Source organism: Nonomuraea sp. NPDC050790, assembly GCF_044456745.1.
Classification (GTDB): domain Bacteria; phylum Actinomycetota; class Actinomycetes; order Streptosporangiales; family Streptosporangiaceae; genus Nonomuraea.
The window spans coordinates 75,732-91,719 of the sequence record NZ_JBITGF010000001.1 but is presented as its reverse complement, the minus strand read 5'-3'; the positions used below and the strand labels follow the sequence as shown (position 1 = coordinate 91,719).

The 15,988-nt window shown below is 70.1% G+C and carries 18 protein-coding genes; 17 read left to right on the top strand and 1 reads right to left on the bottom strand.

Features of this window, described 5'->3' with window-relative positions:
- The first annotated feature begins 226 nt into the window (after positions 1-226).
- The 16 genes from ACIBEJ_RS00415 to ACIBEJ_RS00340 all read left to right on the top strand — a co-directional run bounded on the left by ACIBEJ_RS00415 (position 227) and on the right by ACIBEJ_RS00340 (position 13,857).
- Complete coding sequence (locus tag ACIBEJ_RS00415) at positions 227-757, top strand: hypothetical protein (protein WP_397180388.1); 531 nt, start codon at positions 227-229, stop codon at positions 755-757.
- Entirely contained in the window at positions 754-933 is a 180-nt protein-coding gene (locus ACIBEJ_RS00410) for a hypothetical protein (RefSeq protein WP_397180387.1), read from the top strand. The genes ACIBEJ_RS00415 and ACIBEJ_RS00410 overlap by 4 nt, the downstream gene beginning before the upstream one ends.
- A gap of 158 nt (positions 934-1,091) precedes the next feature.
- Complete coding sequence (locus ACIBEJ_RS00405; RefSeq protein ID WP_397180386.1) at positions 1,092-1,451, top strand: hypothetical protein; 360 nt, start codon at positions 1,092-1,094, stop codon at positions 1,449-1,451.
- Positions 1,452-1,708: 257 nt separating this feature from the next.
- Complete coding sequence (locus tag ACIBEJ_RS00400) at positions 1,709-2,146, top strand: hypothetical protein (protein WP_397180385.1); 438 nt, start codon at positions 1,709-1,711, stop codon at positions 2,144-2,146.
- A 263-nt stretch (positions 2,147-2,409) separates the two neighbouring features.
- On the top strand, positions 2,410-2,796 hold the full coding sequence (locus tag ACIBEJ_RS00395) for a hypothetical protein (RefSeq protein WP_397180384.1): 387 nt from the start codon (positions 2,410-2,412) through the stop codon (positions 2,794-2,796).
- Between the two features lie 88 nt (positions 2,797-2,884).
- Positions 2,885-3,157, top strand: coding sequence for a hypothetical protein (locus tag ACIBEJ_RS00390; RefSeq protein WP_397180383.1), 273 nt, complete (start codon positions 2,885-2,887; stop codon positions 3,155-3,157).
- Between the two features lie 48 nt (positions 3,158-3,205).
- Entirely contained in the window at positions 3,206-3,793 is a 588-nt protein-coding gene (locus tag ACIBEJ_RS00385; RefSeq protein WP_397180382.1) for a hypothetical protein, read from the top strand.
- 25 nt (positions 3,794-3,818) lie between these two features.
- Positions 3,819-4,589 (top strand): hypothetical protein, encoded by a 771-nt coding sequence (locus ACIBEJ_RS00380; protein ID WP_397180381.1) that lies wholly within the window; start codon positions 3,819-3,821, stop codon positions 4,587-4,589.
- Positions 4,579-5,643 carry a hypothetical protein gene (locus ACIBEJ_RS00375; RefSeq protein WP_397180380.1) on the top strand — a complete coding sequence of 355 codons (1,065 nt, stop codon included), beginning with the start codon at positions 4,579-4,581 and terminating at the stop codon, positions 5,641-5,643. Before ACIBEJ_RS00380 ends, ACIBEJ_RS00375 begins: the two co-directional genes overlap by 11 nt.
- Positions 5,644-5,762: 119 nt before the next feature.
- Positions 5,763-5,966 (top strand): hypothetical protein, encoded by a 204-nt coding sequence (locus ACIBEJ_RS00370; RefSeq protein ID WP_397180379.1) that lies wholly within the window; start codon positions 5,763-5,765, stop codon positions 5,964-5,966.
- A 117-nt stretch (positions 5,967-6,083) separates the two neighbouring features.
- Positions 6,084-6,518 (top strand): hypothetical protein, encoded by a 435-nt coding sequence (locus ACIBEJ_RS00365; protein WP_397180378.1) that lies wholly within the window; start codon positions 6,084-6,086, stop codon positions 6,516-6,518.
- 23 nt (positions 6,519-6,541) lie between these two features.
- Complete coding sequence (locus ACIBEJ_RS00360) at positions 6,542-7,000, top strand: hypothetical protein (protein WP_397180377.1); 459 nt, start codon at positions 6,542-6,544, stop codon at positions 6,998-7,000.
- 52 nt (positions 7,001-7,052) lie between these two features.
- Positions 7,053-7,595, top strand: coding sequence for a hypothetical protein (locus tag ACIBEJ_RS00355; RefSeq protein WP_397180376.1), 543 nt, complete (start codon positions 7,053-7,055; stop codon positions 7,593-7,595).
- A 54-nt stretch (positions 7,596-7,649) separates the two neighbouring features.
- Positions 7,650-11,468, top strand: a complete 3,819-nt coding sequence (locus tag ACIBEJ_RS00350) for a hypothetical protein (RefSeq protein ID WP_397180375.1) — start codon at positions 7,650-7,652, stop codon at positions 11,466-11,468.
- A gap of 14 nt (positions 11,469-11,482) precedes the next feature.
- Complete coding sequence (locus tag ACIBEJ_RS00345) at positions 11,483-12,808, top strand: hypothetical protein (protein ID WP_397180374.1); 1,326 nt, start codon at positions 11,483-11,485, stop codon at positions 12,806-12,808.
- 2 nt (positions 12,809-12,810) lie between these two features.
- A complete protein-coding gene (locus ACIBEJ_RS00340) occupies positions 12,811-13,857 on the top strand; it encodes a hypothetical protein (RefSeq protein WP_397180373.1) in 1,047 nt (348 codons plus the stop codon).
- Between the two features lie 586 nt (positions 13,858-14,443).
- Here the strand turns inward: ACIBEJ_RS00340 and ACIBEJ_RS00335 are convergent.
- The gene (locus tag ACIBEJ_RS00335; RefSeq protein ID WP_397180372.1) at positions 14,444-14,818 is read right to left on the bottom strand and encodes a DUF4262 domain-containing protein; all 375 of its coding nucleotides are present in this window, start codon (positions 14,816-14,818) and stop codon (positions 14,444-14,446) included.
- A 169-nt stretch (positions 14,819-14,987) separates the two neighbouring features.
- On the opposite strand from ACIBEJ_RS00335, the gene ACIBEJ_RS00330 reads away from it, so the two are divergent.
- Entirely contained in the window at positions 14,988-15,974 is a 987-nt protein-coding gene (locus ACIBEJ_RS00330; RefSeq protein ID WP_397180371.1) for a hypothetical protein, read from the top strand.
- Positions 15,975-15,988 lie beyond the last annotated feature (14 nt).

Below are 15,988 nucleotides of genomic sequence, written 5' to 3'. Positions count from 1 at the left end.
GCTTCGAGAAGGCCTGACCACCGACCGCGAGCCGGAAGGGATACGTGATCAACTCGCTCCAGCCGTCCAACGACAGCTGCGTGCGACAACCCGGACAGGCCCTTCCCATACAGCTGGTCCAGCCGTGACGCTCGCGCCCGACCACGGTCTGACCAGCGGTGCGACACCCCATCCAAAGGACAGAAGGACGCGCAGCATGCCCAACGACCATTCAAGTCGACCAACGATGACGACCCTGTTCGACCGCCCCGACTGCGGCCGCTGTCACGACACCGGCCGCTACGCCTGGACCGGCACCCCGCGCATCGACATCACTCCCGAGCTGCTGCACCAGATGTCAGCCGTCTTCATCGACCACCAGGACGGCCCCACCACGGAGGCAGCGATCCGGGCCGGGCTCGCCAGCGTTCTCGATCAGGTACTCAAGCCCGTCACCGTAGAGCACCTGTGCACGTGCAAGCACGGCCTGCTCGTCGCCGGCGACCACAGCGCGGAGCACCAGCTGCCGGAGACGACCCAGATCGACTCCGGCAGGCTGGCCCAGCTCCTGGCCGTAGCTCGTGAGCTGTACTGCGTGCACGAGAGCCTCAACTTTCCCGAGGGCACGCCGTACTCGGCACAGCGGCAGGCTACCTACCAGGAGCGGGCCGACCACCTGCTTGCACTCGTCGCCCCCGAGCTACGCGACCAGGTCGCGATCGTCTGGCGGCAGGAGCAGGCACGGCGCGCGGACGCGGCTGCGGGTGTTGGCGGATGAGAAGCACCTGGGCGCTGGCCGCCGTGCTCGGTGTCGTCACCGCCGCCGCCTCCGGGCTCGAACTTCTGTCCGGCCCGCCGGTCGGCAACCTGATGGACGTCTTCGCCTGCGGCGTGACCATCGCTGTCTTCGGCGGCCTGCTGACCTGGCGCGACTGGCCCAGAAACGGGCGTTGAAGACCCCCAGCCCCGTGCCGAGCCCGAGAAGGCCACCCGGCATCCCGGCACGATCCAGGGCGACCAGCCCAGCCGGTGAGGTCCTCAACCCGGCCCGCACTGGCCGCTCCGGGCCGTGCCTGGCCCCGCCTCACCTCAGCCCCCAGGGAAGGAATCCGATGACCGACCTTCAGAGCGTTGACCGCGCCGGCATCCGACACGATGGCCACGAGAGAGGCGATGACCCCGCCGCCCCGGGCGTCGCATTCGCCCATCACAAGGGCGTGGCCCACGAGATGCGTGACGCGCTCAACGAGATGCTCGCCCGCTTGAACGACGTTGACCTCTGCCTGCACCAGCTGATGTCCAAGCCGACGGGCAGCGACAACGAGCTGCCCCACGTCGACTACGAGGACGCGACCGAGCACGCGGAGCTCGCCCGCCACAACCTGCGCGGCCTGTTCAGGATCGCCCGGCTGTACATCGCCGATCTCGAAGACGTCGAGCTGCTCGTCCAAACCGATCCTCTGTGCCAGTAGCCCTCGGCCGCGCCGGGGCTGCCCACACCTCGGTCGGCCCCGGATCTGTCGGCCCACCGCTCCACCAACGACCTCAGCCCCGATCAGAGAGGACCCCCGTGCCCGACCCCAGCCCGCTGCCCGGCATGCCCGACGCTGAGGAGCCTCCCGCCGGACAGTGGACAGGATGGCGCGTCCGCGCAGCCTCCCGCAGCGGAAGCCGCCACCTGGCCGGCGTGCTTCTCCCGTCCGCTGACCCACCCGCTGGCGACGGCCGGTTGCGCCTGCACACCGACCAGGGAGAAGTCCTCACGATCGACCCGGCGCTGTGGGTCATTACGCCCGAAGTGGGGCTCGCCGAGCGGAGTCGGCGCCGACGCCTGATCCACTGCCCGGACGGGCGGCTCATCTACCGGCACGACGACCTGTTCTCCGAGCAGCTGGCCACCAAGACGATGCTGCGTCTGGCCCGGCGCCGTCCCGCCGAAGGCCAGCAGCCGATCGCGTCCTACCCGACGAGCCGAGGCTACGCGCCGCTGTATGCCGTGGCCGACAGCGTGCCGCTGGCGCCGCTGCCGCCCGCCGTGCAGGCCGCGTTCGAGCTCAACCGGACGTGCGCCATCTGCCTGGTGCGCGGCGTCCGGCCATGGCCGAAGGGCCGCAACGGCGAGCGCGCCTGCCACGACTGCGCCGAACAGCAGCAGGAGGAGCGGTGACCATCCGCGCGCACAGCGAATACTTCGATTGGCGGGTCAGCGAGCATGAACGGGGATGCGTCCGGGGCTGGGTCGTTCGCGACCACGTCCGTGAATCCCCCGAGGGCGACATCCGCTCGGCGGTCGTCCAGCTCGTCTGTCCACTCCCCGGAGGCTGCGGTCGTGTCCGGGAATACCGATACGACGCCGAGCCCGGTACCCGATCACGGTTCGAGGGTGGGGGGCCACGCGACGCGTGGCGGACGGAGCACCGTACCGTCGACATGATCGGCTACGGCACGGCGCCGATCCCTGCGGCGGGCGTCTGGCTCCACGCCGGTGCACCCCTCCTGGCGGGTTGGGGCATCGAGGACGAGGGGCCCGACTACTACCTGATCACCCGCTCCAAGGAGCGGCCGACTTCCTGGCACGAGGTCCTCGGCATCATCGGCCAGGCCCGCCACCGTTCCCGGCAGGTTAAGTCCCGATGGCACGCCGGCACCCACTTCCGCTTCCCGGCCGGGCTGCACTACTCGCCGCATCTGACGCTCGTGGAGGACCGTCTGAAGAGCCGGACCGCCGCCGTCCGATGGGTGATCGAGCAGGCCACGGGCGGCTCAGAAGAACACGAAGCTGGACCGGACACTCCTGGAGACCGTAGTGAACGCTGAGGCGACACCTGCCAGAACAACGGCGCCGCCAGGGCAGGCCGGATGGCGGCGGGCCCCCGACTGCGGCCTATGCCTCGACACCGGGCGGATGGTGACCCGCAGCATCCCCGAGCGGCCCATCGACGATCAGCTACTCGACGAGATGGCCGACCTGTTCCTGCGGAACTACGTCGGCCAGGACGCGTGGGTGTCCACCCGGACCGGCTTGGCCGAGGTCCTGCAAAGGGTCCTCATTCCGAGCACAGTCGATGCACACTGCACGTGCAAGCTCGGTCGCAGAGCGTCAGAACTCTGGTACGCGGACAAACATGGCCACTACCACCCCGACGCTTCTGACCCAGCCCCCGACGACTACCGCTGAACTGAGCCACGCCCGCGGGGCTGAGTTCACCCCCGGGAGGACCCCACCATGCGCCGCCCCACCGTCTCCAAGGCCGCCGCCCTGACCACCGCCGCTCTCGCCGTGCTGGTACTGGGCGGCACCACGGCCTATCACCTGCTCCAGCCTGCCGCGGCACCTGCCGCCCCGGTCAGGGAGTTGTACTCCTGCCACACCCCGTCCCATCGGGTCGACCGCGCCTCGGTATGCATCGGCACTGAGCAGGGGACGGGAGTCGAGTTCGTCGTCACCGGCACCGATGACCCGCGCCTGCTCGACGGCACCCACGACGTCTCCTGGGCATCCGAGGCGGCCAGCCCCTGCGGGGAACTGCTGGAGCTGGCCCGCCCCTACTTGAACACCGTGACCAAAGCTCTGCAGGAGCGAGCCGCCGATAGCGACGCCCCCGTGGACGCCCAGCTGCGCCACGCCGGTGCCGCCATGAGCCGTAGCGGCGTCGTCATCGCGCTGGCGTCCTGCCGCGCGTCCGGCCTGAACGAAGGCCAGGTGGCCACCTCGATGGTCAACCTTCTGGCCGGCGCTGCGGCGGTGCCGCCGGAGAACGCCGCCGCCACCGCGGCGTCGCTTCACGACGCCGCGGTCCTTCTCACCTCATAGCCCGAACACACTGGAGGCCCTGAACATGAGCCGGAACGTCGCGCCGACCGACCCCGACGAATGGCGGCAACGGCGGCGCGCCCTGGAGGACGAAGCCGCCGCGCTCGGGCTGACCATCACCGGCCCAGCGCGCCTTCACGGCAGGGTGCAGGTGCGTATGGAAGGCGCGCCCAGCGACGTGGACCGCCTCGTGACGCTCCTCGAACGGCGCGGCATCGCGCTCCAGACCCCATCGGAACAGGCTCCCGCCTCTCACGGGTCGCTGGTCAAGCAGTTCGTCTCCATCGACCTGTCCAACCCCGCCCACCGGGTGGGCGACGCTGCCCCCGGCCGCCGTCTATGGACGCAGGACACGCCGACGGAGCGCTGGGTCGCCCAGCTGCTCACCTTCGAGGACGAGGCTGAATGGTGCGGACTCGTGGAAAAGCCGTGGCCTTATACCCCGCACGAAAGGTCGCTCCCCGCGCCGCTGCTGGACAGCGCAGGCTGGGAGATCGGCCAGGTGCTGGAGTTCCACGGCGACTCCGGCAAGCTGTTCGCCGCCGGAGAGATCGCCAAGGACCAGACCCACCAGCTGCTGCTCACGCCCCACCTGACCTGCCTGCTGCCGCTCCATACCGTCGCCGACGGCGGCGTGTCATGGTCAGGCCGGTCGAAGGGACCTCGGCAGCGGCTGGTGACCGGCTGGACCATCCCTGCGGTGCGGCTCACCACCCAGACGCCCACCACATGGGTACGGCTGGACGCCGAAACCGCCCTGGCCGACCTCACCAAGAAGGACGATCATGGAAGTTGAGCTGCTCCTCACGGCCGTGGACAGCGCCGGACGGTGTTGGAAGCTGGACGGCGGCCGGTGGCGAGAGTGGTATCCCGTCGCCGACATCCTCGGTGCCGAGGGCGCGCCGACGATGCCGGTCGCGCCGCTCCAGCCCGTACTCGAGGGCGGCGAGGTGACCGCCTGGGAGACGTGCGACCTGGCCGGCCACGCGATGCGATTCGACATCGGCGGCAGCGCCGCCGGAGCCGTAACGTTGGTCACGGCCAGCGACCGGCTGACCGACCGAGGCCTCGACGGGGAGGGCCTCGCAGGCTCTCGGCTGGCAGCGCAGCTGCTGAACGCCCGCCAGCTCGGTGACCTCGACGCCCTTTCCAGCATGCTGGCCCGCGCCGGGCTGGACGTGACAGGACAGCAAGGCGGCAACCGGCTCGTGGCGGCCGTGGAGCGCGCCAGGCAGGCTCTCGATGACCTCCGCATGGTGCTGGAGCACGACCTGGACGACTGCACGCCGCAGCCGGATGCCCGCCTGCCGTACGAGATACGCCATCTGGACGACCCAGCCGACGCCCACCTGATCCCATGGAGCGGCGTCCTGGCCGTGTTCGGCACCGTGCCCGCGACGGCCACCAGCATCGAGCACCCGGGCGAGCGGCTGCCCTCCCTGCGTAGCCTGCCGACCGACCTGGTTGACCGGCGCGACCCATCTCGACCGGCCACGCACGCAGTGGGTGAAGTCCAATGGGTGTGGGTGGAGGACGACCGCTTGATGGGGATCGGCTACCTCAACGGGTCGCTGGACGGCGCGGACCCGAGCATGCTCGACCAGCCCGTCCACGTCGAAACCAGCCTGCGTGATATCGATTGGGCGGTCCCGACCGAGAGGGGCGCGGACCTGCGGCCGGGCTGGGTGAAGCACGGACGGCTGCGGCCTGGCTGGATGGTCACGCAGGTGTCGCTCACCAGCACGCCCACCTGGACGGACGCAAGGATCTGCCGCGTCAGCCACGAAAAGTATGCGGCGTTGCTCAAGCGGCTGCTGGACGCGGCCTCAGCCACCCCCGACGTCACCTGAGGCGCTCCGGGCCGGCCGCGAGCTAGAGGAAGCTCCCGCGCCGCGATGGCCGTCGGCGACACGCAGCCGCAGCAGGCCGCCTCCAGCTCTCGCTGGAGGCGGCCTGCTTTGCTGAGGTCATGGGACAGCTGACCGTGAGGGCCAACGTGCCGGTGCTGGGTTTCCGCGACCGGGAGGAGCGGACTGTCACCGACTCGCCCTACATCCGCAAGGTGATCGATCAGGGCAAGCTGACGCTGCTGGCCGACCACGGCTCCGAAACCTCTAGCGCGTCACAGGCAGACGTTGTACCGGACGAGGAGCGGGTGGATGAGGCTCGTTGAAGACGAGGGCACTGAAAACGAGGCGACGCCCCTTCCGCCTGAGCCGCACGTCGAGCTGACGGTGCGCGTGCCCGACTACGACGACGCCGCCTGACGGCCGTCCGAGAGGAGCTGTAGGTGGCCAGGTATCGGGTGCGGATCCGCAACAACGACGCCAACCTGACACGGCTGCTGCGATCCCCTCAGGGCGACGTCTACCGGCACGTCGACGGCATCATGCGGCAGACGGCGCACCTGGGACGCCGCAACATCCGCGTCGACTCCGGGTTCGCCCGTGGGCAGGTCTACCACCTGGTGTTCCCATACGCGACGCGGATGGTGGGCCGGGCGGGCTCCTACGCGCACTACTCCGCCTTCCTCGACATCGGCACCGGCATCTACGGGCCGACCGGTAAGCCCATCACGCCGAAGCGGGCCAAGGTGCTGGTGTTCGTCCCGAAGGGCGGCAGCGTCGTCGTGTTCGCCGCCTCAGTGAAAGGCATCAAGGGCGACCGGTGGCTGCGCAGGGCGTTCGAGGCCGCCTGCCCGTACCCTGTCCGCGACACCATCTAACAGCGCATCATCCGGGGGGAACGATGAGCGACGTCGCGGTCAAGGACACCGAGGCAGCAGCACCGGCGGTGGATGTGGCGGTGGATCCGGATCTCGTGTTCACGACCAAGCCCAAGCCGCACCTGTCCACCGAGTCGGTCGCGGATCGGATGGTCGCCTTCGAGCTCGACGGCGCCACCTACTTCCTGGTCAAGCCGCGCAAGTGGGAGGACCTGCTCGTGGAGCTGGAGGAGACGCAGGCGCGCCGGGCGACCGGCCCGGACGTTCTCTGGGCCGGATGGGATTTCCTCGAGCGCGTCATCGTCCCCGAGTCGCTGCGCCGCCTGATGGCCCGGGTGAAGAACGACAGCGACGATCTGGAGCGCGCGGACCTGTTCCTGCTCATCCCGCAGATCATTCAGAAGCTGGCCGCGAAGGAGCAGCAACCCGCACCGGACGCTCGCCCGAAGCGGGCGCGGGCGGCCCGCACGGCGCGCGCCTGACCCCGGGGTGGAGGAGTGGCGGCCGGCGGTCCACGGACCGCCGGCGTCGTTCGTGCTCGACAACGAGGTCTACGAGCTGTCCGGCTCGTGGACGGTGCTGCTGGAGTGGCTGCCGGTCACACGGTGGCAGATGCACGTCCTGTACGGGCTGCTGCACCCGCTCGACGCCGAGCGACTCTCCGACCGGCTCGACGACGGGGACGATCCGCTCACCCGCGAGGAGGTCCGCGCCGTCGCCGAGCGAGTCGTCGCGCAGGCGACCGGCCGCACGTGGTGGGTGGCGCAGCGGCTGTACGCCACCCTGGCCGCCTCCTGGGGCGAGCTGGACGGCAGGATGTCACTGCGCGGCGTCGAGCTGGCGGCGCTGCTGCCGAACCCGGCCAGGGCCTGCAACCTCGTCCACGCCTGGCTGGTCGACGGCGCGGACGACTCGGCACGCCGCAAGCTCGACATGCAGCTGCAGAGGCCACCGGCTGGCATGTCGAAACGGCAGGCGGTGGCCGCCTGGTCGCCGCAGGAGGCAGGACGGGCGTTCATGTCCGCCATGCGGTCGCAAGCCGATGCGGGAGGCCGGGCGCCCGCGGCCGTAGCCTAAGGAGGACGCCGCTGAGCTGAGGGCCGGGCACCATGCGACCGCTTGGGGTGCCCGGTGTCGAACGGCCCGATCAGCCGCGCCGAGGTCGAGCTCTTCCTCGACTTCGACCGCCTCCCGGCCGAGCTGCGTGAGGGCCTCGAACTCCACGTCAAGGCCGCGGCCTCCGTCGCCGCCAAGGAGCTCGGCAAGGTCGAGAAGGCGGCCGGCCAGGTTGGTACGGCCGCGCAACGTTCCGGCCGGGTCGCCGAGACCGCGCTGGAGGCGGTCGAGGACGGGGCAAAGTCGGCGGCCGTCGAGCTGGACAAGACGAAGAAGTCCAGCGACCGGCTCGGCGACAGCGTCAGGGGAATCGGCGCGGGCGGCCGTGGTGGTCTGCGGAACCTGCTGCGAGACCTGGCCGGGCTGCCGCCGGCGAGCGAGCGGGTGGTCCGCGGGCTCTCCTTCACCAGGCAGGCGATCATCTCGGCGATCGCCGCCGGCGCGGCGCTCGCCCCGACGTTCGTCGCGGCCGGGGCCGGCGTCGCCGCGTTCGGAGCGCTGGCGGTGCCGACCATCGCCAAGGTCATCAAAGCCCAGACGGAGATGGGCGATGAGTGGGAGTCGCTGACCACGGACCAGAAAATCGCTGCGGTGTCGACCCAGTCCCTGGTCCAGGAGTACAAGGACTTGTCCGCGGCCCTGGCACCGGACACGCTGCGCTTCTACAACGCGGCGCTCACCGAGACGAGGGAGCTGCTGCCGGAGCTGGTGCCGCTCAGCCGGTCGGTGACCACCGCGCTGACCGACGCGGTGAACACGCTCGGCGATGGGTTCGACTCCGACCGGGCCCAGGAGTTCTTCGACTTCCTGGAGTCGTCGGCGCCGGGCGCGATCGACGGGATCGTGTCGATCGTCCAGGAGGGCGGCGCGGCGGCGGCCGGCTTCATCCAGGCGCTGGCGCCGCTCGCCCCCGTGGTCGGCGGGCTGGTGTCCGGGGTGCTGCAGCTGGTCGGCGGGGTCGCGGAGCTGTCGCCCGAGCTACTGCAGCTCGTCGTCACCGCCGTGGCGCTCAAGGGTCCCGTCTCCGCGGTGTCCGACGTGCTGTCATCGACCGCGACTCGCACCAGAACATTCGTTAAGGAGACGAAGGGTGCATCGCTCGCGCAGAAGCTGCTCACCGCGGCGGCGTCCGCCGGGCCGAACATCTACCTTGCCGGGGCGGCCGCGCTCGGGGTGCTGGTCGTGTCGCTGGCCGCCGCCAAGACGAAGGGTGACGAGCTGGTCGACTCGATCCAGGCGCAGAACCTGGCCATCCGCAACAACGTGGCCGGCTACGAGAACGCCAACCGGATCCTGGCGGCGAAGGTGGCGCCGGTGCAGGAGCGGATCGGCCAGGCGATCCGGGACCTGAACGCGGATCTCAACGTGAACACGGTCGCGCTCGCCCAGGGCGCTCTGGCGCAGCGCGGCCTCAACGACGAGACCACCGCGGCGTACGCGGCGCTGGAGGCCAACCGCCGGGCGCTGGCCAACATCAATGCTGGGGCGCAAGCGGTCGCCTCGACGTACGGCATCACCACGCAGCAGGCCATCGCCTTGGCCGACGCCGTCGGCGTCGACCTGTCCAAGGGGATCGTGGAGAGCGGGAACCTGACCGCGGCGGCGGCTGGGAAGTTCGCCGCCTACCAGGCGGCCGTCCAGGCGGCGCAGAACCCGACGTTGGCCATCCAGACCGCCTTCGCCGGTACCGCGAACGAGGCGCTCAACCTGTCCGACCGGGTCAAGGCGCTCCAGGCGGCGTTCGACCTGACGATCAACCCGAGCCTGGCGCTGTTCACCGCGACGACCCGCGTCCGGGACGCCGTCGCCGCCGCGAACAAAGTCCTCCAGGACGGGGACGCGTCCTCCCAGGCGCGCCGGACGTCGCTGCAGAACCTCATCGGCACCTTGCGCGACCAGGCCAACGCCGAGTTCACCGCCAACCAGAACGTCAACTTGACCAAGGCGGCCTACGACCGGCAACTGCCCACCCTCCTCGCCCTTGCAGGCCGGAGCAGGGAGGCACGGGACCTCATCCGCGACCTCGGCGGGGCACTGTCCGGCGCCAAGCGGGCGGCCGACGAGGCGGGCAGCTCGCTCGGCACCGCCGGTCAGAGGGCGGGCGACTCGGCGACCGGGTTGAGCGAGGCCGCCCGGCAGGCAGGGGTACTGGACCGGCGCGCCCAGGGCGCGGCGGGTAACGTAGGCGAGCTCGCCATCGAGGCGCAGGGCGCAGGCGGGTCGGCAGCGGCCGCCGCACCGAAGGTAGACGACCTGGCCAACAGCATCAACGGGCTGAAAAGCAGGACCGTCAACGTGCGGGCCAACGTCGGGCCGGCGCAGGCGGCGATCCAGCGGCTGATCCGCAATTCCCAGGGCCAGGTCATCGACGTCGAAGTGCGGATGGGCCGCGTGACGGCTCGGGCCGGCGCGACGGGCGGCAAGGCCGACGAACTCGGTTGGCGCACCTTCCCGACGCTCGCCTCAGGCGGCAAGCTGCGCGGACCCGGCACCGGCACCAGCGACAGCATCCTGGCAAGGCTGAGCACCGGCGAATTCGTGGTCAACGCCAAAGCCACCCGACGGTACGAGGACCTGCTGCGCGCCATCAACTCCAACCGGTTCGCCTCCGGCGGCATGGTGGGCGGCAAACATCTCGACCTGCTGCCGCGGTACGCGAGCGGCGGGTCGGTCCGCTCGTCTGGCCGGACCGTCGCCGTCGACCTGGGCGAGCTGCTCGGCCGAGACCTCGCCCGCGGCCTGCGCGCGGCGCAGCGGCCAATCGACGCCGAGCTCGGCAAGGTGTCCAAGGGGGTGAAGGATAAGGTCGCCGACATTCTGCGCACCGTGTCCGGCGACTTCGTCCGCAACCTGGTCGCCGCCACCCCTGACGAGATCAACCGGCAACTGCGGGACCTGCAGCGGTCGATCAGCGCCGCGCTGAAGAAGACGAACACCAAGGTCGACAACGTCCTGGTGGCGCGGCTGCAGACGATGAACACGGCCCTGGCCAAGCTTGCCACCGAACGCGACCGGATCGCCGCGAGCCTGGAGAAGGCCACCCAGACCGCGACCGACGTGGCCGACCGAGCCCGGTCAACAGCCGCCCTGTCCACGCTGAGCGAGGACGAACGCGCCACCCCCGAAGGGATCGCAGCCGCGCTCCGCAACCGGCTCCGCGCGATCGACGCCTTCGAGGCCGACGTGGAACGGCTGCAGAAACGCGGTTTGGACAAGAGCCTGATCGAGCAGCTCGTCACCGGCGGCCCCGACCAGTCCGGCGCGATCGCCGACACCCTGTCGCGGGCGTCGGCCGCAACGCTGCGCGAGATCAACTCGCTGCAGCGGCGCATCAACGCCAACTCCACCCAGTTCGGCCGCGACAGCGCCGACTTCCTGTACGACGCCGGGCTCAACGCCGGGCGCGGCTTCCTGGCCGGGCTGAAGAGCCAGGAGAAGGAGATCAAGGCGCTGATGGCGGAGATCGCCAAGAGCGTGTCGACCACCGTCAAACGCGAGCTGAAGATCAAGTCACCGTCGCGGGTGCTGCGCGCCGACGGCCGGGACTCCGCCCGCGGCTACCTGCTCGGCCTGCAAGACCTCGCCCCGCAGGTCCAAGCCGCCGCCTCCCGGCTGGTGGCACCCGTCAGGCCCGCCGCGCAAACACCGTCGTTCCGTCCCGCGCGCGAGACCACCGCGGCGGCGACACCGGCTGCTCTGGCCGGCAGGGCAGGACAAGCCGTCCGGCAAAACGTCCGGGACGTGACCATCCACAACCACATCGGCCAGGTGCTGACCAGCGCCGCCGAGCTGGTCGACGAGCAGGAGCGCCGCCTGACCGCGGCGATCCGATAGAAGGGGCCGCGACCATGGCTTCGACCGACTGGCTGTGCTTCTCCGGCGTTGAGGTGGCCAACGCCGCCCGCGTCCACGCCTACGCGCAGGCAGGTCTGGCGCCCGCGCACGCCTCCGTCCGCGACTGCGGCTGCGCCGGACTGGCCACCATCCTGGGCGATGACCCCTACACCCTCCCCGCCGGCGACGAAGCGCCCTGGTACGACCCGGCAGAGACGTCGTCCGGCGACTTCGCCGGGTTCCTCGTCCTCGACGTCGAGGGCCTGGACTCGGCGCCGGTGTCCAGGCCGGTGACCAATCGGCTCGGCGAAGGCGCCGTCATCGGCCGCCGCCGCTACGGGCCGCGCACCATCACCGTGACCGGCGTCCTGGTCGGCCGAACCGCGTGCGCAGTCGACTACGGCCAGCGGTGGCTGGCCAGCGTCCTGCAGGGCGCCCTCGCCTGCGGCCCGGGCGCATGCAGCGGGGACGACCTCGAGTACATGACCTGCTGCCCCACAGAAGCCGCCGCCGAAGGCCAATGCTGCCCCGGCCCGTGCACCACCATGACGTGCGGGCAGGGCGTCTTCCGCACCCTGCGCGACGTGGCGCTGCTGTCGGAGCCGACCGTGCAGCAGCGCATCGGCGGCTGCGGCTGCTGCCCTGGGGAACTGCGGCAGATCCAATTCCAGCTCGTCGCCGGCCGGCCGCACGCCCTGCGACCGGCAGTGACCGTCGCCGAGGCGGTGCCGTGGCCGCCAGAGACGCCCGACGACGAGTGCGTGCGATGGTCGACCGACCCGGCCTGCCTCGACGAGGCCGGCGAGTGCGCCGCCCAGCTGCCGCAGCCGTGCCCGCTCGACCCCAACTGCCCGCCGCCCGACCTCCCCGAGCTGCCGCTGCCGAACAACCCGTGCCTATGCGAGCCGTTCACCCGCCGCCAGGTGTGCGTGGCGATCCCCGAGTCATCGGCGCCGATCTGGGCCGACCTCGTCCCGCTCCTGGAGATCTACTCCGGGAGCGACATCCTGCGCAACATCCGGATCCGGTTCTACCCCAACCCGTTCGGCGTCCCGTACGAGGAACTCGACCCGTGCGCCTGGTGCAGCGAGATCAACATCTCCTACCTGCCCGAAGGCGCCCGGCTCACGATGGACTCCACCCGCCGCACCATCTACGTGCAGTGCCCAGGACGCGCCGACACCCCCGCCGAGCAAATCGTGTCCGGCCCCGAAGGACGCCCTCTGTCCTGGCCGGTCTTGGAGTGCGGCATCCCCTACCTGGCGTGCATCTCGGCCGACTCCACCACCATCGCCACCGACGCCACGGTGACCGTCCGCACCATCGTCAGGGAGATATGAGCATGGGGCCGCTCGGCTGCGCGGAGGAATACACCATCGGCATCTACGACCGGACCGGCGGACGCCAGCACGGCACCGTCGACCCCGCAGCGCTGGACTGGTCCCGCGTCCTGGACGACACCTCCGAAGCCAATATCACCGTCCCCTACCAGGGGCCGGATTGCTGCAAGCTCCTCGGCGAAGCTCGCTCCTGGTGCAACGAACTGGCCATCTTCCGCGACCAGCAACTCGTCTGGCAGGGGCCGCTCGTCCGCATCGAGCACCGCGGCGACGACACACTCCTGGCGGCAAGGGACGTCACGCAGTGGCTGTTCCGCCGCAAGATCCGTAACCTGATCGACTTCACCGGCACCAGCAACGCGGACCTGGCCGTCATCGCCGCCGCGCTCATCGAGCACGGCTTCGCCCCCGACGACCCGAACGTGCTCGCCTACCTCATGATCACCGCGGCGGGTATCGTCGGCGAGCGGAAATACGCCAAGAACTCCGGCTACATCCTGGACCACCTGCGAGAGCTCGCCCGAACGGGTCTCGACTTCACGACGCTCGGCCGACGCATCCTGCTCATGGGGGAAGGCCCACTCGGCCGATTGCCCGGCTTGTCCGACGAGCACTTCGTCGGCCCTCTGGCGGTGATCGAAGATGGGCTGTCCGCAATCACTCACGCGACCGTCGTCGGGAAGGGCATCACAGCGGAGGCGGGCGGCATCGGCACATGCGGTCTGCTGGAGTTCATCGCCACTGAGGAGGAGATCCAGGACGCCACTTCGGCGCAGGCCGAAGCCGGAGCACTGGTCGTAGGTGGGAATCCGGCGCCGCTGTTTTTGGAGGTGCCGGACAACTCGCAGCTGGCGCCGGAGACTCCGATCGGCATCAACGACTTGATCCCCGGTGCGATCATCCCGGTCACTTCAGAAGCGACCTGCCGCCTCGTAGCAGCCGACCTGCGGCTGATCCGAATGAAGGTGGCATTCAGCGAAGCAGACGGCGAGAAGGTCGGCATCACGCTCGCCCCACTAGGCATCGACAGCCCGTCGACGGCGGCGTAGAGAGCGGAGAAATCACATGACCCGAGTGAAGACCAGGCCCCGGACGCCTGCGGAAATCCTGCGTGACCACGATGATCGGCTCCGTGTAATTGAGCACCGAACCAGCGTGGTGATTGGCAAATGGGTGCTAGAAGAAGACGATCAGGGGCGTCTGGTGGCAAGGCACGGCGAAACAGGCGCGAATACTCTGGTCGCCTCACCGTAGAATCTCGCCAGTCATCTCGGCGGGCTGCTCTTCCTTGGCGCAGATATTTCACGAGCCAGGGCGATGGCCCGTGATCTTGTTACTCTGGGTGTGTGGAGGATCACGGCTTACGAGTCGAAGGTTCCCGAGTCGTCCATCGGCCGGGGAAGGCGACCGACCACCGCGGCGAAGAACTGCCTGCGCCAGACTGCCACACAGGCATCGCGGGATGGGACGTACGCCGCCTGCGGTACACGGCACAGCCGGTCACTTGCCGCCGCTGCCTGCGGAAGGGCTCGTCAACCCTGGCGGCCCAGCTTCCGCTACCGGACCTGGTGAACCTGGCGCCGACCCTCTTCTGAGCCCGGAGCCATCGACGCTGCGAGCTCGGCGGGTGTCGGATCAGCGTTCCCGGGTCCACACGAGTTCAGCGACCATCGTGTGCTCCTTGCCGTACAAGGCGGAAGCGACGGCGGCGAGACCGCCAGCGTGCAGAAGCACGTCAGCGGAGCGCACTGCGTCTCCCACCACGACCGCCACCGTGCTGCCTAGCCGGAACTCGCCCGCCAGCCACCGGGGCGCGATGCTGTTGAGCAGGTGTGCCGCCGCCGGGCTTTGCAGCCCGGTCACTAGCAACTCGGGCATCCCATGTCCCAGCAGGCCGACGGTATGGGCGTAGGGCCGAATCCCTTCACCTTCGATGGCCTGGACGATCCAACCGTGCCGGGCGACGCCGCCCGCGACGTCTGCCAGATGGCCCGATATGGCGAGCGTCACGGCGTCGACTGGCCAAGGCCGGGCCGGGCGCGTGAGCTGATTCGGATGGGAGACATGCGGCTGATCCTAGGCGTGGGCGTGGTGGCCTCCGCTGCGGCGCGCCCGTGCCGGGTACGCTGGCCGTGATGCCGCTGGCGAGAGGGCCGGGCCGACCTGCGACCGGTGCGGGGTGGTCTCGATCGCCAGGTGCGGATGCGCCTCCAGCTGTTCCTGCCTGATCACGGCCGGGCCGGGCGCTGCCGTTTCGGGCAACGGCTCCAGCCAGAACCCCTACGTCGTCTCGGCGACGGGGATGCTCGACTGCGAAGCCGTCCAGGACTGCGTCGGCGCCGGCTTCGTCGACGGCCTGCAGTATGACGACGACGCCAACCAGTTCCGCGCGCGGATCAGCCCGGCGCCCGGCAACAACCTGAGTCAGGGCCCGAACGGTCTGTTCGTGCCGACAGGCGCTGCGACCGTCTCAGTCGCCGACAGCGCATGCATCGATCTGTCCGGCAACGGCTCGGGTGGCAGCCCGATCACCGCCGCGCCCATCCTGAACGCGGCGGCCGGGAACCTGATCACGTGCACGCCGACAGGGCTGCGTGCCGCGCTCGCCCTCGCTACCTGCGGTCTGGCCGGCGACGGGTCGGCGGCCTCGCCGCTGGCCGCCAAGGTCGGCGCCTGGTCCTACCCGTGCGCGGTCGACACCTTCGCCGGGAACGTCTACTGCGACTCCAACGGGACCCTCCGATCCGAACCCCGGGGCCGCGCCGACTTCCAGCAGGTCACCGAGACGACCAACTTCGCGGACGTGGCGGTGCCCGCGGCCCTGGACACGCTCATCCTGACCCGCAACGTGCTGGTCACGAACCCGGACACCTGCCGGGAGATGTTCCTGCTCATGGAGCAGGAGCTCGACGTCGACTTCATCCTTCCGGCCGGGGCGGGCGCGGCGTACGGCCAGGACACCGACGAGGTGGTCTACCACCGCAACACCGGCAGCAGCACCGAGACGGACTTCCACGTGCAGACCACGAAGGTATTCCGGCTGGCGAACGTGGCGGCGGGCGGGTCGGTGAACTACGCGTTCAACGTGACCATGGGCCGCGGCTCGGCGGGAGCCACCTACAACCGGGTCCAGACGTTCGTTCGAGCGTTCAAGTTCATCCTGTAGCCGGAGGGGGGCGC

Excerpts from the sequence above, each read along its gene's own strand:
- ACIBEJ_RS00380 (WP_397180381.1), top strand. The coding sequence starts at position 3,819 with ATGAGCCGGAACGTCGCGCCGACCGACCCCGACGAATGGCGGCAACGG.
- ACIBEJ_RS00410 (WP_397180387.1), top strand. The coding sequence starts at position 754 with ATGAGAAGCACCTGGGCGCTGGCCGCCGTGCTCGGTGTCGTCACCGCC.
- ACIBEJ_RS00340 (WP_397180373.1), top strand. The coding sequence starts at position 12,811 with ATGGGGCCGCTCGGCTGCGCGGAGGAATACACCATCGGCATCTACGAC.
- ACIBEJ_RS00385 (WP_397180382.1), top strand. The coding sequence starts at position 3,206 with ATGCGCCGCCCCACCGTCTCCAAGGCCGCCGCCCTGACCACCGCCGCT.
- ACIBEJ_RS00345 (WP_397180374.1), top strand. The coding sequence starts at position 11,483 with ATGGCTTCGACCGACTGGCTGTGCTTCTCCGGCGTTGAGGTGGCCAAC.
- ACIBEJ_RS00395 (WP_397180384.1), top strand. The coding sequence starts at position 2,410 with ATGATCGGCTACGGCACGGCGCCGATCCCTGCGGCGGGCGTCTGGCTC.
- ACIBEJ_RS00415 (WP_397180388.1), top strand. The coding sequence starts at position 227 with ATGACGACCCTGTTCGACCGCCCCGACTGCGGCCGCTGTCACGACACC.
- ACIBEJ_RS00370 (WP_397180379.1), top strand. The coding sequence starts at position 5,763 with ATGGGACAGCTGACCGTGAGGGCCAACGTGCCGGTGCTGGGTTTCCGC.
- ACIBEJ_RS00360 (WP_397180377.1), top strand. The coding sequence starts at position 6,542 with ATGAGCGACGTCGCGGTCAAGGACACCGAGGCAGCAGCACCGGCGGTG.
- ACIBEJ_RS00390 (WP_397180383.1), top strand. The coding sequence starts at position 2,885 with ATGGTGACCCGCAGCATCCCCGAGCGGCCCATCGACGATCAGCTACTC.
- ACIBEJ_RS00375 (WP_397180380.1), top strand. The coding sequence starts at position 4,579 with ATGGAAGTTGAGCTGCTCCTCACGGCCGTGGACAGCGCCGGACGGTGT.
- ACIBEJ_RS00405 (WP_397180386.1), top strand. The coding sequence starts at position 1,092 with ATGACCGACCTTCAGAGCGTTGACCGCGCCGGCATCCGACACGATGGC.